The sequence below is a fragment of the Kribbella sp. DT2 genome (genome assembly GCF_049844575.1).
Classification (GTDB): Bacteria; Actinomycetota; Actinomycetes; order Propionibacteriales; family Kribbellaceae; genus Kribbella.
The window spans coordinates 15774-34728 of record NZ_JBNCLH010000013.1 but is presented as its reverse complement, the minus strand read 5'-3'; the positions used below and the strand labels follow the sequence as shown (position 1 = coordinate 34728).

Below are 18955 nucleotides of genomic sequence, written 5' to 3'. Positions count from 1 at the left end.
TCGTCGCGGAACGCGTCGGTCGTCGTACAACCCGTCGGTCGTCGCGGAACGCGTCGGTCGTCGGGCAACGCGTCGGTCGTCGGGCAACCCGTTAGGGGTGGTGGTCGTCGTACCTCCCGGAAGGCTTGGTGTCAGGTCGGTAGGGTTGGGGGCCTGACGCCACGGGGATGAGGGGTGTGGGTGAACAAGGGCTGGTGGTTGATCGTTGTTGGCGCGGTGGGTGTCGCGGCGTGCGTCGCGCGCGGGCCGGAGTCGTCTGACGGCGATGCCAAGGCCGGCACTCCGGCGTCGACGGCAACCCAACCGTCCGCCAAGCCCAGTGCGAAGCCCACGGCGACGTCGACCGACTGGTGGACGGACTACGACCCCGCGCACTTCGCCGTACAGGTCCGGAAATCGGCGGCCGCCGCGAAGGTCAATCCGCAGCTGCTGATGGCGATCCTCTACAACGAGTCGTACAAACCGCACGACCCCGAGTTCGAGCGTTCCTGGCAGAAGATCGACTCCAACCCGGCGCTCGGCATCGCCAACATGCACGAGGCCGCGTTCGAGGACACCCAGCGCGGCCGCCGCATGCCCGGCCGTACCTGGAACGAGCTGCCCGACCACCCCGAGCTCGCGATCGAAGCAGCCGCCTGGCACCTCAGCGACCTCGCCAAAGGCCTGCCTGCCCGCCCCCGTGCCAAGCTCACCAAGGACGAACTAGTTGCCCTCGGCTACAACGCCGGCCGCGGCAACATGCGCCTGTTCGCCAACGGCCGCAAGCCCGGCTCCCAGGCCCAGTCGTACCTCGACCGCCTCCACGACAACTGGCAGAAGTCCGCCGACGCCGTCAAGATGTGACCTGCGTCACGTAAGTCGTGCGTGGGCCGCACGGCCCGTGGTGTCGTCGAAGGAACAGCTTCGACGAGGGGACGCGAACGATGGATCTGCAGCAAGCCGCCCAGCACGTAGGGTTCTCGACCGCCGGACGGCAGTGGGTGCGGCAGTTGCCGGCGGCCGGCGACGTACGGCTTCCGGACGATCCCGAAGCATTGATGGAGTACTGCGGGGTTGTCGAGGACGATCGCCGGGAGATGCTCGCCGCACGTCCCGACCCAGGCAAGGACCCCGAGTGGTGGGCGATCGTGTCCGCGATGGCAGGCAGTCTCGAGCGGGACCTCGAGCAGCCGGTCCCGTCGACCGGCTTCCACGGCTGGCCGATGGTGCCGCTGGAGTCGTCGCCGGTCGGGATGTTCGCGGGAGCCTGGGCGTTGCTGTCGAGTCTGCCGCGGCTCATCGATATTCACGCGAGACGTGGCGTCCCGGAGAAGGTCACGCGCGCGACCGTCTCCGCGCTCGGAGGCGTGATGGGCTCGCACCGGCACATCGCCGGGCGGCCGGGTGTCGGGCTGATCCCGTTGTGGGGGCCACCGTTGCGGTTCCGCGGGACGGACTTCGAGATCGGCCGGCACTCGTTCACCCGCACGCACCTCGGGCTCGGCGACGGCGTCGCCGGGCACGTGCTGATGATTCACGTGCCGCCGATCGGCCCGCTCGACCCGGAGTTCTCGGAGCGGTCGATCGCCGAGGCGTCGCGGATGTTCGCGCGGTGCTTCCCGGAGGAGCCGCTGTCGTCGTACGTCTGCAGGTCGTGGCTGCTGGACCCGCAACTGGCCGAGTACCTGCCGGAGGACTCCAACATCCTGCGCTTCCAGCGTCGCTTCACGCTGCTGCCGGCGATCGCGTCCGAGGATCCGTACGACGACGACCGCGACATGATGCGGACCGGGCTGAGCGTCTTCGCGCCGGACGGGCCCGTCACGGACAAGGACCTGGCTCGGGTGCCGCAGAGGACCACGCTGCAACGCGCGTTCGTCACCCACCTGCGCTCCGGTCGGCACTGGCAGAAGCGGACCGGTCTCAGGTCCGTGGCGCCAGATGGGCACGCTCACCCTGAGGGCCGAACAGCGTGAGCAGCTCCGCCGATCGTTTGCCCGCGCTTCCGATCCAGTGCGGCACCCGGGTGTCGAACTCTGCGGCTTCGCCTTCGCCGAGCACGTACTCCCGGTCGCCCAGGACGAAGCGAACGCTCCCACTGAGGACGTAGAACCACTCGTACCCCTCGTGGGTCTGTCGCTTCGTGGTCGAGGCTCGGCCGGCGGGTGGGTAGAGGACCTTGTACGCCTGGACGCCTCCGGTCCGGCGGGTCAGCGGGACGATCGTCAGGCCGGAACGTCGTACGGGCTTCAGGTGGATTCGCGGGTCGCCGGTGGGTGGTGCCGCGACCAAGTCGTCCAGCGGTACGCCGTGCGCTCGGGCCAGGGGGAGCAGTTGCTCCAGCGTCGGGCGGAGCTTGCCGTTCTCCAGGCGGGAGAGTGTGCTCGCGGTCAGTCCGGTCTCGCTCGCCAGGTCGGCCAAGGTCGTGCCGCGTGCCTGACGCAAGGCCCGCAACCGGGCGCCGACTCCTGCCAGTACGTCGTTCTCGAGGTTGCCCATGGCCACAGCATGCGGATCCGCAACTTTCTTTGCAAGAACGGAACCATCCGGCCGATGCTGGCGAGCATGACGACCGATGAGAAGACCGTGTTGGTGGGAGTCCTCGACAACCTGCGAGCCGCGATCGCGGGGAAGGTCGTCGGGGTGCCCGAGCCGCAGGTGCGGACGGCCGGCGTACCGTCGGGGACCCACCTGCTGGGGCTGGTCAAGCACGTGACGGCGGTCGAGCGTTTCTACCTGTTGGGGGAGCAGGTCCGGAACTGGCAGCAGACCTTCCGTCCGGCAAACGACGAGACCGTCGACGGCGTGCTGGCCGACTACCGCGAGGTCGTCACGCGGGCGAACGAGGTGATCGCGAGCTGGACCGACCTGGAGTCTCCCGCCCCCGGCCCGCCGCGGCGGGGAACGAAGCCGTCGCGGCGCTGGGTGCTGGTCCACCTGATCGAGGAGACCGCCCGGCACGCCGGGCACGCCGACATCCTGCGGGAGCAGCTGGACGGCACGGTCGGGCGCTGAGGCGCGGCACGGCGTACGGCGTCATGAAAACTAATTTCTTCACAAGAGACAGAAAGTCTTGACAACCTCTCGGTCAGGCTCCAGGGTTCCAATATCCTATCCGATCCGCCCCGGTCGGTACGGCTCACTCGAAGACCACAGAGAGGGTCACCGCTCATGACCAGAACTCGCCGGCCCCAGGCGATCAGAGGCCTGATCGCGGGGCTCGTCGTCGCCGTCATCCTTCCGGTAGGTGCGTCGGCCGTGTCGTCGGCCGCGCCGATCACCCCGGGCACGACCACCGCGGTCGGCAAGGCCGACCCGACGACCGTCACCGCACCGCCGGCGGCCGATCCGCTGGCCCCCGCGGGTGCCGCAGCGGCCAAGCCCTACATGGGCTGGAGCAGCTACAGCATGGAGGTCTACTCGCCGCTCGGCGGCAAGTGGATCACCGCGGCCCAGATCAAGGCCCAGTCCGACGCGATGCACAAGAAGCTGCAGCCGTTCGGCTACAAGTACATCAACATCGACGCCGCCTGGAACGACGGGATCGACGCGTACGGCCGGCCGACGCCGAGCAAGACGCTGTACCCGAACGGTTTTCAGGAAGTCATCGACCACGTGCACAAGAACGGCCAGAAGATCGGGATCTACAGCATCCCGGGCATCTCGGACGCCGTACTGAAGGCGAACCTGCCGATCTACGGAGCCCCCGGCTGCACCACCGGCAACCTGGCCAAGGAGCCGAAGCAGCAGGGCGACTACTGGGGCTTCGGCTGGCGCATCGACATGGACAACCCGTGCGGGCAGAAGTACATCGACTCGGTCGCGGACCTGTTCGCGAGCTGGGGCATCGACTTCCTGAAGTTCGACAGCGTCACCCCGGGCTCGGGCAAGGAGGACCTGTCGCTCGACGCGCGCGACGAGGTCGCGGGCTGGTCGAAGGCACTGACCCGGCACAAGATCTGGTTCGAGCTGTCCTGGGCCCTCGACATCCGGTACGCCGACTACTGGAAGTCGGTCGCCAACGGCTGGCGCCTGGACTGGGACGTCGAGTGCTACTGCACCAACGAGGCCCTGACCGCGTGGCCGAACATCTCCCGGCTGTTCCCCAAGGTGGCCGACTGGTGGCGCCACGGTGGGCCTGGTGGCTGGAACGACCTCGATTCGCTGAACGTCGGCAACGGCACGATGGACGGCCTGACCAAGGACGAGCGCCGTACGGCGGCCACGCTGTGGGCGGTCTCGGCCGCGCCGTTCTACATCGGCAACGACATGACCAAGCTCGACCAGTACGGCCTCGACCTGCTCACCAACCGTGAGGTGATCGGGGTGAACCAGGCCGGCCGTCCCGCGCAGCCGGTGTCGATGAAGACCAACCGGCAGGTCTGGTACTCGCTGAACGCGGACAGTTCCTACACCGTTGCCCTGTTCAACCTCGGCACCACCGAGGCGAACATCACCGCGAACTTCGCCGACCTCGGCCTGGACGGCTCCGCGTCGGTCCGCGACCTGTGGGCGAACAAGAACCTGGGCGACTTCAAGACCGGTTACACCGCGCAGGTCGTGCCGCCGCACGGCGCCCGGCTGTTCAAGGTGACGCCGCAGAAGAAGGCCTCGATCCGGGTCAACGACGACGACCTCCGGGCCCAGTACGACGGCGACTGGCAGCGCAACGGCAACAAGGAGGTCGCCGCGGTCTCCGAGCCGCTGACCGTCAAGGTGTCGGACACCGGCACGGCCACGGCACCGCAGGCGAACAACGCCGGCGTCCGGACGGTCACGCTGAACAACGACGACCCGCAGATCAACTACACGGGCTCGTGGAGCCGCAGCACCGGGCGCGGGATGGGTGACTACCAGGACGACGTCCAGTACACCGAGGCCAACGGCGACGCGTTCTCGCACACGTTCGTCGGTACCGGTGTCGACTACGTGACCGAGACGCACGAGTCGCAGGGCGAGGTCGAGATCTACATCGACGGCGAGCTCAAGCAGACCGTCGACACCCACCAGGCCGAGGGCCGCGGCGTGCAGCAGAAGGTCTTCAGCATCTCCGACCTGCCGAACGGCACGCACACGATCCGTGGCGTGAAGAAGTCGGGTCAGTTCATGCTGATCGACAAGCTCGACGTCCGGCAGGTCAGCCTGCTGAACCCCGACACCGTTGCCTTCGACAAGTTGGCGCCGGCCGACGTCACGGTCGAGATCGCCCGCGACTCCAGCGAGCTGGCGTCGATCGCCAAGGCCGGTACGGCGCTGGTCAAGGGCACCGACTACACCGTTGCCGGACGCAACGTCACGCTGAAGAAGGAGTACCTGGCCAAGCTCGCCACCGGTGACAACGCGCTGGACTTCACCTTCCGCGGCGACTACCGCGACGACGTCCACTCCGCCACGGCCAACGGTGCCTCGGTCAGCTTCGCCTTCCGCGGTACGTCGGTCGAGTGGAACACCGCCAAGGCCCCCGACCAGGGCAACGCCGACATCTACCTCGACGGCAAGCTCGTCCGCCGCGTCAACCTGCAGAACGCGGAGCGCAGCACGCTCCAGCAGGTCTTCGCGCAGTCGGGCCTGAAGGACACCAACCACACCCTGCGGATCGTGAAGGTCTCCGGAGACGTGCTCCGGTCCGACCAGCTCCGCTACACCATCAAGTAGCAAGCAGCAGCGGGGGTCCGGGCTTCCCGGACCCCCGTTCTGCTGTCTCAGGCCAGCCGGATCCGGAACAGCGCGACCCGTGCCTCGTGCGTGTCGACACTCATCGGCACCGCTCGCGTCCCGGTCAGCTCCAGCTGCACAGAACCGTCGCCCGCCAGCCAGTCGATCCGATCGATGCCGTTGGCAAACACCTTGCGCTCGGTGTCCTGGGCCGTCGCCTTGTCGTACGCCGGGTTGTTGGTGTCCGCGGTCCAGATCACCGCGTGCTCGACCGCCACCTCGTTGATCCAGCGCGGCGGGCTCACTTCCTCGATCACACCGTGCACGAACGTCGCGTTGAAGTTCACCACGGTCCACGGCTGCGGCACCGAGATCGGCACCCGTACGACGTGTCGTGCTGCAGGAACGCGTTCTGGTAGGCGTCCCCGAAGTACTGCGAGATCATCGCCGGCTCGCCCTCGTCGCCCTCGCGGATCTCCTGCCAGCCGACGAACGGCCGGTTGCCCGGGTCGGCGTCGTTCCGTACGTCGCGGATCGCCGCCTCGCGCGCGCCGAGGTTCTTCCGGGCGATGTTCGCGGTGACGATCGGGAGCCGGACCCAGTCGCCGGCCGCGGCGACCTTCGCCCCGGCCAGGCTCGCAGCCGCCCCGCCGCCGAGCTTCAGGGCCTGTCGTCTGGTGATGTGCACCATGCGTACCTCCGTGAGCTGTTGAGCCGACGGTGGAGTACGACGGGCAACCGCGCGCGACGGTTGCATGAACTGGGCGTGTCTCCCGATTCCCGGCTACCGCAGAAGGTTTTCGATGCCCTTCAGGGCGAGGTCTGCCGACTGCTGGAGGTCGGCGCGTGAGACGCCGGCCGAGGCGTGCACTGCCTGGCCCTCTGACACGATCATCAGCAGGCGGGCGAGCGCGTCCGGATCGGTGCCGGCCGGGAGCTCGGGTGCCGCGCGGAAGCGGTCCGCGAACGCTTTCTCGCCGCCGAGTCGCGAAGCCGCCAGGAACTGGGCGACGTCCTGGTTGTCCGCGCTGCACGACAGACCGCCTTGGATCGACAGGCAGCCGGCCGGCTTGTCGTCGCGGGTCAGCGCGATCACGTTGTCGTGCAGGAACCGTCGTACGACGTCCAGCGCCGTCTGCTCCCGTAGCGCGGCCTGCGCGTAGGCCATGTCGTGCTCGGCGTAGTGCGCGATCGCGCGCCGGAACAGGTCGGCCTTGCCGCCGTACACGGCGTACAGGCTGGGCTTGTTGACGCCCATCGCCGACGTCAGGTCGGTGATCGACGTGCCCTCGTACCCCTGCCGCCAGAACACCTCGACGGCGCGTTCCAGCGCCTCGTTCTCGTCGAACGTCCGCGGCCGTCCTCCTGGCATCGCCACACCTCCCGCGGTCGAGCGTAGCAGTTTCTGACCGTTCGGTTCAAAATTTTGCGTGAGAGCTCAACCGCTGTTAGCTTGAGTTTAGAACCGAATAGTCAAAAACTCGCGGGAGGTAGTCATGGACAACTGGTGGCGGGACCGGGCGCTGGGTCCGGTCGGCGTCTGGAGCATGGAGCTGCGCAACGCCGGCCGGCCCGGTGTCGCGGGGGCGGCGGCCGAGCTGACCGAGCGTGGGCTCAAGGCGCTCTGGATCCCGGGCCTGGACGGCAACGGGGTGTTCGAGGACACCGGCGCGCTGCTGTCGGCGTCGCCCGAGGCGCACGTCGTGCTCGGCGTGCTCGGGATCTGGCGGCAGACGGCCGGCTCGGTGTCGGCCCGGGTCCGCGAGCTCGATGCCCGGTACGGCGAACGCACGGTCGTCGGCTTCGGGGTCAGCGATCGCAACGCGGCCGCGGCCGTGGGGCAGTCCTTCGACAACCCGGTCGGTGCTGTCGGCAACTATCTCGACGAGGTCGACATCCCCGCGCAGCGGCTGCTGCTCGGCGCGATGGGTCCGCGGATGGCGACGCTCGCCGCGGAACGGACCGCGGGCATCCACCCGTTCCTGGTCAGCCCCGACTACACCGCGAAAATGCGCGCAGAGCTCGGGGGCGCTGCGGTCATCGCCCCGCACCAGGCCGTCGTGTTCAGCACCGACGCCACACAGGCCCGCCAGGTCGCCCGCGACCAGGTCGGCATGTTCATCGGTTTCGATGCCTACCGCAACAACCTGCGCCGGCTCGGCTGGACCGACGAGGATCTCGTCCCCGGCGGCAGCGACCGGCTGATCGACGCCCTGGTCGCCTGGGGTGACGACGACGCCGTACGGCGACGCCTGCGCGAGCAGCTCGACGCCGGTGCCGACCACGTCGCCGTGCAGGTGCTCTCCACGACGCCCGGCGCCGGTCTTCCCCTCCAGGAATGGCGGCGCCTCGCCGACCTGACCACCGAACTCAACTGACACTCACCAGAAAAAGGACACTCTCATGGGACAGCTGGACAACAAGGTCGCCCTCGTCACCGGTGCCACTACCGGCATCGGCCTGGCCTCGGCCAAGCGCCTGGCCGTCGAAGGCGCGCACGTCTTCGTCACCGGTCGTCGCAAGCCCGAGCTCGACGCCGCGGTCGCCGAGATCCGGACCGCCGCGGGCGACCGGGTCACCGGCGTTGCGAGCGACGTCAGCAAGCACGACGACCTGGACGCGCTCTTCGCGGCCATCGAGCAGTTCGGGCGCGGGCTGGACATCGTGCACGCCAACGCCGGTGGTGGTGAGCTGGCCGCGCTCGAGGAGATCACGCCGCAGATGCTCGACCACACCTTCGGCATCAACGTCGCCGGCACGGTCTTCACCGTGCAGAAGGCGCTTCCGCTGCTGAACGCGGGCGCCACGATCGTGCTGACCGGCTCGACCTCGGCCACCGACGGGACGCCGAACTTCAGCGTGTACGCCGCGACGAAGGCCGCGATCCGCTCCTTCGGCCGCACCTGGGCCGCCGAGCTCGCGCAGCGCGGCATCCGCGTGAACACGATCGTCCCCGGCCCGACCAACACCCCGGGCCTGGCCCAGCTGGCCCCGACTCCCGAGGACGCACCCGGCCTGCTCGGCATGATCGCCTCCGGCGTCCCGCTCGGCCGCCTCGGCGAGCCCGACGAGATCGCCAACGCGGTCCTGTTCCTCGCTTCCAGCCAGAGCAGCTTCATGACCGGCGGCGAGATCTTCGTCGACGGCGGCGTCCGCCAGATCTGACCCGCGCGAACCTGCCGGTTGGCTGTCGTGTCCAGGTTCGTGACATCCAACCGGTGAGTGCCCCGCCCCAGTTGTCAGCTCGGGTCAGCTGTCGATGCAGCCTTCCGATCTGCGACCGCGTCGTGCGTCACACGAACGACCGGTGACCGATCCCGGACAGGCCCGTTGACGTGGCCCGGCCGGGGCGATGGGGTGGAGGCACGAGCACCGCGGGCGACTCGGAAGGCCGACACGATGGCGACCCTTGACGACGTACGACGCCAGTTCCGGACCCCGCCGGCCGAGGGCCGGCCGATGATGCGGTGGTGGTGGTTCGGCCCGTCGGTCGAACGCGCCGAGCTCGAGCGGCAGCTCCGCGCGATGGCCGCGGCCGGGCTCGGCGGCGTCGAGGTCGCGTTCGTCTACCCGATGGGTCCGGTGACCGCGCCGTTCGGGTCGGACGAGCTGCTGAAGGATCTCGGGTTCGCCGCGCGGACCGCGCGGGACCTGGGCCTGCGGTTCGACCTCACGCTGGGCAGCGGCTGGTCGTACGGCGGTGGGCACATCGGGCCGGAGCACGCCGCGCGGGCGCTGCGCTGGGACCGGCGGGAGATCGGCGCCTCGGCGTACGACGTTCCCGTGGTCGAGGCCTGGCCGGGGGACGAGGTCGTGGCCGCGTACGTCGGCGAGGGCGCCGCGCCCACGGCGTACGAGGAACTGGCGGTGAGCGACGGGATGATCCGCGTTCCGCAGGGCAAGGGCCCGCGGGAGGTGCTGATCGCGACCTCGCGGCTGACCGGGCAGAACGTGAAGCGCGCCGCGGCGGGCGCCGAAGGACCGGTGCTCGACCACTACTCGGTGGCCGCGGTGGAGAAGCACATCGCGTCGGTTGCGGAGCCGTTCCTGCTGGCTGCTGGGCCGGAGCTCGTGGGGTCGGTGTTCTGCGACAGTCTCGAGGTCTACGGCGCGGACTGGACGCCGGGTCTGCTGGAGGAGTTCTCAGAGCGCCGGGGGTACTCGTTGCGCCCGCGGCTGTTCGAGCTGCTGGTCGACATCGCCGGCTCGGCGCAGGTGCGGATCGACTTCCAGCGAACGCTGGCGGAGTTGTACGAGCAGAACTTCGTCGCCGTGCTCCAGCGCTGGGCGGCCGGGCACGGCGTGCCGTTCAGGATCCAGAGCTACGGCGAACCGGGTGCCACGGTGAGCAGCTACCGCTTCGCTGACCTGTACGAGGGTGAGGGGTGGGGATGGACGCGGCTGCCCGAGACGCGGTGGGCGGCGTCGGCCGCGGCGGCGTACGGGCAGCAGGTCGTGTCGGCCGAGGTGTGGACGTGGGTGCACTCGCCGTCGTTCCGGGCGACGCCGCTCGACCTGCAGGGCGAGGCGCACGAGCACTTCCTGTCAGGGGTGAACCAGCTGATCGGGCACGGCTGGCCGTACTCGCCGTCGGGCCTGCTCGGGGTCGGCTGGATCTTCTACGCCGCCGGGGCGCTGGACGACCGCAATCCTTGGTGGGCGGTGGCGCCGGAGCTGTTCGGGGCGTTGCATCGGCTGTCCTGGTTGCTGCAGCAGGGGACGCCGGTGCGGACGGTCAAGGTGTACGTGCCGGCGTCCGACGTGTACGCCGCGGCGCGGGGGTCGGTGAACCTGTACCGGGCGGTGCGGGACCGGATCGGGCCGGCGATTCCGCGGATGATTCGCGAGGCGGGGCTGGACTTCGACCTGATCGACGACGACGCGATCGAGGTGCTGGAGCCGGGCGGCCTGGTCGTCGTACCGGACGGGGCGATCGTTCCTGAGCGGACGCGGCAGTGGCTTGCCGCGGCTGAGGTGGTGAACGAGGACCAGCTGACCGGGAAGTTGCCTGAGGCAACAGCTGAGGAGATCGGGATCGTGCACCGGCGGCTCGACGACGGGGACGTGTACTTCCTGGCGAACACCGGCAACCAGGTCCGCAGCTTCCGCTTCGAGGTCTCGCCGGCCTTCGAACGGTGGGATCCCGCGACCGGTACGGCGACGGTTGTGGGCCAGCAGATGACGCTGCATCCGTACGAGTCCGCTGTGCTCGTGCCGGTCGAGGCCGCGATCGAAAGCGAGCCGGAGGCCGACGTGCTCGGGCCGGTGGAAGGGCCGTGGCGCGTGGACTTCGGCGACGGCCCGTCGCAGGTCAGCCTGCCGCACCGGTGGGAGGACAACCGCCCGACGTACTCGGGATCGGCCTCCTACATGACGGAGCTCGAGCTTCCCGAGGCCGCGCGGACGTTCCTGGACTTCGGTCCGGGGGAGGAGGCCGACTCCGAGGACTACCTTCCCGCGAACTCGTTCCACGCGCGGTTGGTCCCGCCGGCCGGGGTCGCCGCCGAGGTCTGGCTCAACGACGTTCGCTGCGGGAGCGTGTGGGCGCCGCCGTACCGGGTGGAGGTCAGCGACGCCGCGAAGCCCGGCCGCAACAGTCTGCGGATCGTGGTCCACAACACCGGGGCGAACGCGCTGGCCGGTGATGAGCACCTCGCGCCGCTGGTCGAGTCCGTGACGGCCGAGTACGGCAACCGCTTCGAGCTGCAGGACATCGAGCACGCGGCAGACTTCCTGTCGTCGGGTCTGCTCACCCCGCCTGTGGTCCATCAGACTCGGACCTGAACCGGCGGCCGTGGCGGTACGGCGGCCGGCTCAGGTCCGCGCGGTCAGTTCCACCAGTAGAAGTGGTAGCCACCGCCGCTGTAGTAGATCTTGCTGACGATGTAGTTCTTGACGAACCCGTAGTCGAACCACTGCAGATGGCACTTGTCGAAGTCGTAGCCGCACGAGACCTCGCCTTGCGCCTGCACGCCGGTCGGCTGCGCCTGCGCCACCGTCGTACCGCCGACGACCACTGCCGCCGTCATGCCCGCCACCGCGACCATCCGTGTCAAACGTCGTCTCATCGGGATCTCCGCCTTCCCTTGCCGTGCGCAACATCGTTACGCCTTGTGGCAGGACCGGTACCCGCAGTAATCGTGCCTAATCAGCCTTTTTCTTGGTGATTTCAGCGGTCAGCGCGTCGGCGGCGGCCGCGGCGGCTTCGAAGGTGAGTGGAGGTTCGGGGTTCCAGGCCAGCACGTGACCGGCGGCGACGGCCGGCAGCTCGGCCCACTGCGGGATCTCCGCCAGCTGCTCCGCGCCCAGCGAGTTGGGTCGCTGGTCGTACAGGAGGATGTCGGCAGGATGGCTGCTGCCCAGGTCGGTCCAGTGCACGACCTCCCACCCGCCCGTCGCGCTCGTCGGCACAAACGGAACCCCTGCGTCGGCAAGCAGCCGAAGGCTCGGCCAGTACGGCGGGTTGGCGACGTACGCGTCGGTCGGCGTACCGCCTGACAACGCCATCACCCGTACGCCGTCCGCCGCGCCGCTCAGCTTCTCGAGCGCGGCCGTCAGCACCGCTTCGCCGTCCTCGGCCGTACCGCCAAGGGCTACCGCCAGTTCGTGGAAACGCCCGATGACGTCCTTGAGCTCCGGCTCCCCGGCGATCCGAATCAGCACGATCGGCGCGACCTCGGTGAGCTTGCCTGCCACGTCGGCGGAGACGCCGTACACCTCACCCGCGTAGGTCACCCCGACCATCAGATCAGGCTGCAACGACGCGACCAACTCCTGATCGACCGCGTCCCCAGCGCCCACACTCGGCACCTCCAGCCCGGCCACCGCAGCGGCCCCGCTGTCGGCCTGATGCTGCGACCCGAAGTACCCGACGACCGGCACGCCCAGCCGCACCAAGGTCTGCGCTGCCTGCCCATAGGCCAAGACCCGCCGGGGTCGCTCGGCGACCTCGACACGCTCTCCACGATCATCCTCGAACGACCACGTCATACCGTGCCCCTCCTCCCAGGGGGCCGCCCGACCACGACGACCCCAGCCGATGTAGTCCGCACCCATCATCGCCGCCTGGGCCGTCCGAGGAACCTCGGTCCGCGAGTCAGTACGACGCGCGATGCCCTGACCGTTCACCGTGGGCCTGCTCGGCCGCAAGGCCGGCCGCGGCTGCTCGCCCTACGAGTCGCCGGACTCGCCGGACTCGCCGGTCCCGCCGGACTCCGGTCCCGCTGGACTCGCCGGTCCCGCTGGACTCGCCGGTCCCGCTGGACTCGCCGGTGCCGCCGGTGCCGCCGGTCCCGCCGGTCCCGCCGGTCCCGCCGGTCCCGCCGGACTCGGCGGACTCGGCGGACCCGCAGCTCGCGCGGATGCGTAGTTGCGGTCGGAGCAGCAGGTGGTGCAGTGGCCGGGCCGGGTCGGCCAAGCGACGGACGAGCAGGTCCACCGCGGTCGCGCCGACCTCTGTCCGAGGTGGGGCGACGGCGGTGAGCGGGGGATCGGACAAGGCAGCGAGTTCGTCGTCGTAGGCAACGATCGCGAGGTCGGCGGGGATGTCGACGCCGAGCTGCCGCAGCCGGCTCACCAGCGGGAGCGCGGCGACGTCGTGGTGCACGATCAGCGCGTCCAGCGTTCCCGCGCGGACCTCGCGCTGGATCGCCTCGGCCGTCTTCTCCAGCTCGGCCGGGCTTTCGTCGCGCAGCTCGCGGGGGGTCTCGGGCGGTAGGCCGAGCGCCGCCAGCGCCGCGTCGTACCCGGTGACCAGGCGGAGTGCGGTGATGGTGTCGAAGTGCAGCAGCCCGATCTGCCGGTGACCGAGGCCGGCGAGGTGCTGCACGGCGTCGTACGCGCCCTGCTCGTGGTCGGTGGCGACGTGCTCGACCGCCCCGGACTGTCAGCCGGCGCGGCGCTCGGCCAGGACGACGGGCACGGGGATCGAGCGGAGCCACGCCTCGGTCTCGGGCGACTTCTGCGGATCGAGCCTGGTCGCGATCACCAGCCCGTCGACCCCGGACTTGAGCAGCCGCGCGACCTGGACGCGCTCCTCGGCGACGTCGTTCTGGGAGACCCCGAGGACGATCCGGGCGCCGAGCTCGTCGGCCGTGCTGCCCGCGCCGCTGACGACCTTGGGTAGTAGTAGGACGCGTGCGGGACGACCATGCCGAGCGTGTAGTTCGTCGTACGGGCGACGGAGGGGTGCGCCGCAGAGGCTGAGCGCTCGGCGCCGGGCTGCGTGGCCCGGGAGCCGGCGCGGGTCGCGCCGCCGTGGACGCGGTTGAGCACTCCGCGGCGGGCCAGTTCGCGGACGTCGACCCGGACGGTGACGGCCGCGACGCCGAGCTGCTCGGCCAGTTCCCGCACGGTGATCGAGCCCTTGGCCTCGACCAGCTCGAGCACGGCGCGATGCCGTTCGTCGGCGTTCATGGGCAAAACGACATCATTTGCCGGGGCTCTTCTCGTGGTGCCTACGGTGGCCGACCTGTTGCCAGGCATCGAATGACATCAAATGATGTCATTCGATAGGGACGCTGCGAAAACAGGGAGACGCCTGTACGGAGGCGGCAGGCCGGTGGTGGCGCTGCTGCCGGGTGGGGCCGAGGGTTCTTTCCTGGGTTGGTCGAGGGGTTGGTGGACGACCCGGGGGTGCCGGGTGGTGGTGCACGATCGGTGGTGGTGCACGATCGGCCGGAGACCGGGCAATCTGTTGCTGTAGGCAACCTCACGACCGCCGCGCGGGACGTGCACCGGGTGGTGGAGGGGTTCGATCCGGTGCTGAGCCGGCGGGTGGAAACGGTGGCCCGGGTGACCGGGTTCCTGGGGCGGGCGCCACTCACTCGGCTCACCTGACGCACCCGGACGAGCTGCTCGCGGCAACCCGTGAACTGCTCCGGCGGACCAGGCCGGGCGACGACTGATCGCCTGGACGATGACTGATCCCTTGTACGACGACTGATCCCTTGTACGACCACTGGTGCGCTACATCGCGGCAGTCGTCGAAATTGGCGTCAGTCGATGGCCGGCGGAGGGATCTCGGGCGGGGGCTCACGCGTGAGGTCGACCGTGATCGGGGGGTCGCCGTACGGGGAGAGCTGGGTGACTGTGGAGGGTGGGCGGAGGAGCGGGTCGGTGTGGAAGTGCTGGTCCAGTTGGGCTTCGGCTGTGGGGTCTCCGGCGTCGGCGGCGAGCAGGAGGTGGGCCAGGTCGTCGGTGGAGGAAGTCCATGATCACGTAGCCGCGGATGAAGGTCGGGCCGGAGAGGTGCGAGTTCGGGGCGACGCCGTAGCGGGTGGGGTCGCTGCGGCCGGCTCGGTAGGCCGTCCAGGCTTCCGCGGCGGTTTCGAAGGGGGAGCCTTCGCCGGTGGGGAGGTCGCGGACGTCGAACGGGCGGCTGCCGGGATCGAGCTCGGGGTCGAAGCGCTGCCAGCGGGTGCCGTTCCACCATTCGGCGACGACGTGGTCGCCGCGGGCGTCGGGGGCGAAGTAGTCGGTGAAGCTCAGCCGGGTTCGCGCCGGGACTCCCTGTTCGCGGAGGGCGGCGACGGCGAGCAGGGAGTGGTCGCGACAGCAGCCCGCGACCCGCTCGCCGGGTGGCCGCGGATCCAGCAGCGGGCCGGGATGCCGGGACTGGTCGAGGTCGAGGATGCTCGACACCCAGCGCGCGTTGATCTCGTTGCGGCGGTCGTCGCGGAGCAGGTACTCCTCGATGCGGTAGTGGAGGACGAGGTTGCTGACGGCTGTGCAGATCTCCTCGATCCCGGACAGGTCACGGAGCAGCGGGCCGTGCCTACCGGGGTCGGAGAAGCGGGAGTGCCGAGCGAGCCGGTCCCGGGCGGAGTGGGTGAGAGACGTTCGCCGGTGCGTGGTCATGCGGCGATCCTGCCCTGATTTTCAAGGACATTTCAGCATTTTGTCTCACCCAGTGAGCTGTTCGCAGAGCCAGCGGACGGCCAGCGGGTAGCGGTACTCGATGCCGCCGTGGGTTCCCTCGAACAGCTCGAAGTGCAGCTGCGGGCCGCCGAGCTCGTGGGCCGCTCGGTGGAAGGCGGTGGCGCCGAGGTCGAGGTGGTACTCGTCCTGCTTGCCGGCGTCGATCCACACCGCGCGCAGCGATCGCAGAGCGTCGGCGTACTGGGGTTGTCCGAGCATCGCGACCGGGTCCAGCGCGAGCCAGCGCTCCCACACTGCCGGGACCACCTCGCCTAGCTCGTCGAACGGCAGCAGGACGGTCCCGTCCGGTTCGGCCGAGTACGCCGACGCGTACCCGTAGAACTCCAGCACCTCGAGATCCTGGCGCAGCAGCTGTCCCGCCCGCTGCTCGGCGTCGGCGAAGAACTTCTCGTACGAGCCGTCGTACCGATCGCGCAACTGCTTGGCCAGCACCGGGAACCCGGGCCGGTAGCAGAGCTCGAACGACGCGTCGCCGGCATGCGTCGCCAGCGCCCCGAACACGTCCGGCCGCAGCAGCGGCGTCACCATCGCGGCGTACCCGCCGCTCGACTTGCCGGTGATCGCCCGGTGGTCGCGATCCGCGATCGTCCGGTAGGTCGCGTCCACCCACGGCACGATCTCTTCGCACAGGTACGAGTGGTACTGCCCGGTCCCCGGGGAGTCCAGGTACTGCGAACCGCCGTACTTCGTCCACGCGTCGACGAACACCACGATCGCGGGCGGCACGTCCCCACCCGCGAACATCGCGTCCAGCAGCTCCGGGTAGGGCTGCCGGAACGGCGTCCGGTTGAACCACATCCCGAGGTGCCCGGTGTACCCCATCGCCACGTAGATGCTCGGGTACCGCTGCTGATCAGCGTCGTACCCCGGCGGCAGGTACACCAGCACCGGCCGCTCGCTCGGATCCCCCAACGGGTTCCCGCGCAGCAGCTCACTGTCGAACTGCGACTCCTCGAACCGTCCGGCCAGGTCGGCACGCCAGGGCAACATGCAGGTTCCTCCTTGAGGGAAAGGCAGTGCTACTCGCGCCAGCCCGTGAGGTCGACGGACTTGCCGGTCTCGACCCGGAAGCCGAGGTTGATCGTGGTCTCGGCGTCCGGGGCCAGCTCGAGCTTCCAGGTGACGACGCCGAGCTCAGTGGTTTCGGTGGGTTCCGGGGAAGCGGTGACCGGCTTGACGGCGATCTCGTGGTCGCGGGCCACCGGCAACTGGTCCAGGACCGTGACCCGGGCCGCGCGCGGCGTGTGGTTCTCGATGCGAGTCTCGTACTCGACCTCGCGACGGCGGGTCGACCCGAGCGTCGCCTTGCTCGCCGTACGGCGGACGAGCTTGCGCTCGACGCGGATCCGGTCGTCCAGGCCCAGTGCGAGTTCGACGTCCTCGCCCGGCGCCCACAGCGGTAGCGCGGTCGAGCCGACGAAGTCCGCCTCGTGGAAGACGGCGGCGCGTCCGGCGGGCAGCGTGTGCTGCGACGAGTTCACGACCGTCGCGCGCAGGTGGACGTCGGGCGAGCGGACCGGCGCGGTGACGTAGTCGAGCTCGGTATCGAGATCGACGGACGCGATCGTCGCGCGGTGCGAGGCACCGTCCGCCGGTACGGCGACCGGTCGCGGCGGGGTGTAGGTCGCCGCGGTGACACCCTGTTCGACGGTCGCGGAGACGTCGGCGAAGGCGGGCCTCGCCGAGGCGGCGGCGGCCAGGCCCTCGGCGCCGCCGTACGACGCCTGCCGAGCCATGCCACGAGGGGCAGCGCCGCCCGGCGCGGCCGCGACCGGAACCGGCGGCTGGTAGCGATCGAGGTACCACGGGTCGAGCTCGGGCACCTTCGCACTCACCATCGGCCGGGCCGTCGACAGCGTGAGGTCACACTCCGGCCAGTCCTCACCCGTGTGCTGACTGATCAGCCCGTACCAGCTCAGTGTCAGCCGATCACCCGTCAGGCGCACGTCGTACGAGCTGCTCCAGCCGGCCCCTGGTACGACGTACGAAAGCTCGATCTCCACCTCGGCCTCGGACTCCAGCGCCAGCCCGACCGCGGCCGAGCGCCGATCCGGCGCGCGCTGCTCCGCGACCGCGGCCAGCCGGCGGTCAGCAGCCGCGAGCCGTTCGTCGGCCTCCTCCCGCTGCTTGGCCAGCTCCCGCCGCCGAGCCCGTACGGCGGACAACCGGCCCGCCAACGACTCGGTGAACTCACCCAAGTCGGCGCCGCCATCACCGCCGGCAAGGGTCTTCGCGAACGTCCCGCCGGCCCGCCGGCCCAACTGGGCAAGGAACGTGTCGAGCTGCGCCTGCACCTCGTCGGCGTCGGCCAGCTCCTCGACCAGCGCCAAGGCCTCGCGGCGCTGACGCTCCAGCTCGGCCACGGTCTCGTCCGGGGCCTGCGGATGGTGCCGCATCGCCACGTCGACACCGAGCACGGTCGCCGGCCCCCGGCCGGAGACCCGGACGGAGTCCTCCTGCAGGCCGAGCGGCAGCGACTCGACGTACACGGTCCGGTCACCGGGCGGAGCCGTGATCGTGCCCCGGCGGGTGACCCGCGCGCGGTCGGGGTACACGACGACGGCCACGATCGGGGCGTCCACCAAGAGTTCGCTCATGCCCCGACAGTAGCCGCCGGACGGCTATCGATGCCGTGCGTTATCCACACCCCCAGGAGTCCGGGCCGATGCCCCGACTCCCAGGTGCCCCGTGCGATCAGTCGCAGGTGTCGCAGATCCCGTTGGCCGGCGTCTGGAGGTTGCACTTGGGGCACTTGTTGATCGGGCGCTCGGCGATCGCGGCCTTGCGCGCCCGCGTCCGCGCGGCGCTCAGCTTCGACGGGATCATCGCGTTGCCGCCGTCGCTCGGCAGGCCGGCCGCCTCGAAGTGGCGGTAGACGTTGAGCCGCTCGTGCGACGCGTGCACGTCGGCGTCCGGCGGAGTGGTCCCGGTCGCCGCGCCCACAATGGCGGCGTACCCGTCGAACACGCTCTCGTCGGTGTTGACGCACAACGCCGACAGCATCGGCTCACCGCGCCGCAGGCTCTCGGCGGACACCTCGGCCAGCACCCCGCCCATCCACTGCCGGGTCGGCTGCTTGGTCCGGATCCCCGTCAGCTCCTGGACGCCGAGGGCGACGTCCTTGTGCTGCACCAGCGACTGGTACTTCCCGGCGGCCGCGATCAGCATCTCCCGAGCGGCTCCCGCCCACTCGGTCCGCGCGACAGCGATCCCCACGTCGGACACATCCCGCCAGGCGCGTTCTTCGACTTCGGTCAGTTCATGATCGGGCGCAACAACATCAAAACTGGACACCACCCGACCCTAACCCGCCGCACCACCAACCAACGAACCCAGCGTCCGGGGAAGGGCGTACGCCGGAGCCCCAGCGCCGGTGACGAGC

At 69.9% G+C, this 18955-nt stretch carries 20 protein-coding genes; 8 read left to right on the top strand and 12 right to left on the bottom strand.

What is annotated here, in order from left to right; genetic code table 11:
* The first annotated feature begins 180 nt into the window (after window positions 1–180).
* Both ACLQ2O_RS38215 and ACLQ2O_RS38210 read left to right on the top strand, forming a co-directional pair.
* Window positions 181–843, top strand: a complete 663-nt coding sequence (locus ACLQ2O_RS38215) for a transglycosylase SLT domain-containing protein (RefSeq protein WP_425842353.1) — start codon at window positions 181–183, stop codon at window positions 841–843.
* An 80-nt stretch (window positions 844–923) separates the two neighbouring features.
* A complete protein-coding gene (locus tag ACLQ2O_RS38210) occupies window positions 924–1955 on the top strand; it encodes an acyltransferase domain-containing protein (protein WP_425842351.1) in 1032 nt (343 codons plus the stop codon).
* Here ACLQ2O_RS38210 and ACLQ2O_RS38205 read toward each other — a convergent pair.
* Window positions 1903–2478: a helix-turn-helix domain-containing protein gene (locus tag ACLQ2O_RS38205; RefSeq protein ID WP_425842348.1), complete on the bottom strand. Its 576-nt coding sequence runs from the start codon at window positions 2476–2478 to the stop codon at window positions 1903–1905. The two genes, ACLQ2O_RS38210 and ACLQ2O_RS38205, sit on opposite strands and share 53 nt — an antisense overlap.
* 66 nt (window positions 2479–2544) lie before the next feature.
* Between ACLQ2O_RS38205 and ACLQ2O_RS38200 the strand changes: the two genes are divergently transcribed.
* Both ACLQ2O_RS38200 and ACLQ2O_RS38195 read left to right on the top strand, forming a co-directional pair.
* Complete coding sequence (locus ACLQ2O_RS38200; RefSeq protein WP_425842345.1) at window positions 2545–2994, top strand: DinB family protein; 450 nt, start codon at window positions 2545–2547, stop codon at window positions 2992–2994.
* 156 nt (window positions 2995–3150) lie between these two features.
* On the top strand, window positions 3151–5634 hold the full coding sequence (locus ACLQ2O_RS38195) for a X2-like carbohydrate binding domain-containing protein (protein WP_425842342.1): 2484 nt from the start codon (window positions 3151–3153) through the stop codon (window positions 5632–5634).
* A 47-nt stretch (window positions 5635–5681) separates the two neighbouring features.
* On the opposite strand, the gene ACLQ2O_RS38190 is transcribed toward ACLQ2O_RS38195, so the two are convergent.
* The 3 genes from ACLQ2O_RS38190 to ACLQ2O_RS38180 all read right to left on the bottom strand — a co-directional run bounded on the left by ACLQ2O_RS38190 (window position 5682) and on the right by ACLQ2O_RS38180 (window position 7006).
* Window positions 5682–6002: a hypothetical protein gene (locus ACLQ2O_RS38190; RefSeq protein WP_425842340.1), complete on the bottom strand. Its 321-nt coding sequence runs from the start codon at window positions 6000–6002 to the stop codon at window positions 5682–5684.
* Entirely contained in the window at window positions 5978–6325 is a 348-nt protein-coding gene (locus ACLQ2O_RS38185) for a hypothetical protein (protein ID WP_425842338.1), read from the bottom strand. The genes ACLQ2O_RS38190 and ACLQ2O_RS38185 overlap by 25 nt, the downstream gene beginning before the upstream one ends.
* 93 nt (window positions 6326–6418) lie before the next feature.
* A complete protein-coding gene (locus ACLQ2O_RS38180) occupies window positions 6419–7006 on the bottom strand; it encodes a TetR/AcrR family transcriptional regulator (RefSeq protein WP_425842335.1) in 588 nt (195 codons plus the stop codon).
* 124 nt (window positions 7007–7130) lie between these two features.
* Between ACLQ2O_RS38180 and ACLQ2O_RS38175 the strand changes: the two genes are divergently transcribed.
* The 3 genes from ACLQ2O_RS38175 (at window position 7131) to ACLQ2O_RS38165 (ending at window position 11418) form a co-directional block, all read left to right on the top strand.
* Complete coding sequence (locus ACLQ2O_RS38175; protein WP_425842332.1) at window positions 7131–8012, top strand: TIGR03620 family F420-dependent LLM class oxidoreductase; 882 nt, start codon at window positions 7131–7133, stop codon at window positions 8010–8012.
* A gap of 25 nt (window positions 8013–8037) precedes the next feature.
* The gene (locus tag ACLQ2O_RS38170; protein ID WP_425842329.1) at window positions 8038–8799 is read left to right on the top strand and encodes an SDR family NAD(P)-dependent oxidoreductase; all 762 of its coding nucleotides are present in this window, start codon (window positions 8038–8040) and stop codon (window positions 8797–8799) included.
* 234 nt (window positions 8800–9033) lie between these two features.
* Window positions 9034–11418: a glycosyl hydrolase gene (locus ACLQ2O_RS38165; protein ID WP_425842326.1), complete on the top strand. Its 2385-nt coding sequence runs from the start codon at window positions 9034–9036 to the stop codon at window positions 11416–11418.
* A 44-nt stretch (window positions 11419–11462) separates the two neighbouring features.
* On the opposite strand, the gene ACLQ2O_RS38160 is transcribed toward ACLQ2O_RS38165, so the two are convergent.
* From ACLQ2O_RS38160 to ACLQ2O_RS38145, 4 genes are all read right to left on the bottom strand, one after another.
* Window positions 11463–11702 carry a hypothetical protein gene (locus ACLQ2O_RS38160; RefSeq protein ID WP_425842323.1) on the bottom strand — a complete coding sequence of 80 codons (240 nt, stop codon included), beginning with the start codon at window positions 11700–11702 and terminating at the stop codon, window positions 11463–11465.
* 76 nt (window positions 11703–11778) lie between these two features.
* Complete coding sequence (locus ACLQ2O_RS38155; protein WP_425842320.1) at window positions 11779–12624, bottom strand: ABC transporter substrate-binding protein; 846 nt, start codon at window positions 12622–12624, stop codon at window positions 11779–11781.
* Window positions 12625–12730: 106 nt separating this feature from the next.
* Window positions 12731–13462: a substrate-binding domain-containing protein gene (locus tag ACLQ2O_RS38150; RefSeq protein ID WP_425842317.1), complete on the bottom strand. Its 732-nt coding sequence runs from the start codon at window positions 13460–13462 to the stop codon at window positions 12731–12733.
* 155 nt (window positions 13463–13617) lie between these two features.
* Window positions 13618–14049 (bottom strand): DeoR family transcriptional regulator, encoded by a 432-nt coding sequence (locus ACLQ2O_RS38145; protein WP_425842315.1) that lies wholly within the window; start codon window positions 14047–14049, stop codon window positions 13618–13620.
* Between the two features lie 204 nt (window positions 14050–14253).
* Between ACLQ2O_RS38145 and ACLQ2O_RS38140 the strand changes: the two genes are divergently transcribed.
* Window positions 14254–14472, top strand: a complete 219-nt coding sequence (locus tag ACLQ2O_RS38140; RefSeq protein WP_425842312.1) for a hypothetical protein — start codon at window positions 14254–14256, stop codon at window positions 14470–14472.
* Window positions 14473–14667: 195 nt separating this feature from the next.
* Here the strand turns inward: ACLQ2O_RS38140 and ACLQ2O_RS38135 are convergent, their stop codons facing one another.
* The 4 genes from ACLQ2O_RS38135 to ACLQ2O_RS38120 form a co-directional block, all read right to left on the bottom strand.
* The gene (locus tag ACLQ2O_RS38135) at window positions 14668–15492 is read right to left on the bottom strand and encodes a transglutaminase-like domain-containing protein (RefSeq protein ID WP_425842309.1); all 825 of its coding nucleotides are present in this window, start codon (window positions 15490–15492) and stop codon (window positions 14668–14670) included.
* 45 nt (window positions 15493–15537) lie between these two features.
* A complete protein-coding gene (locus tag ACLQ2O_RS38130; protein ID WP_425842306.1) occupies window positions 15538–16563 on the bottom strand; it encodes an alpha/beta hydrolase in 1026 nt (341 codons plus the stop codon).
* Between the two features lie 29 nt (window positions 16564–16592).
* Entirely contained in the window at window positions 16593–18170 is a 1578-nt protein-coding gene (locus tag ACLQ2O_RS38125) for a DUF4139 domain-containing protein (RefSeq protein ID WP_425842303.1), read from the bottom strand.
* Window positions 18171–18267: 97 nt separating this feature from the next.
* The gene (locus tag ACLQ2O_RS38120) at window positions 18268–18867 is read right to left on the bottom strand and encodes a hypothetical protein (protein ID WP_425842300.1); all 600 of its coding nucleotides are present in this window, start codon (window positions 18865–18867) and stop codon (window positions 18268–18270) included.
* Between the last annotated feature and the right edge of the window lie 88 nt (window positions 18868–18955).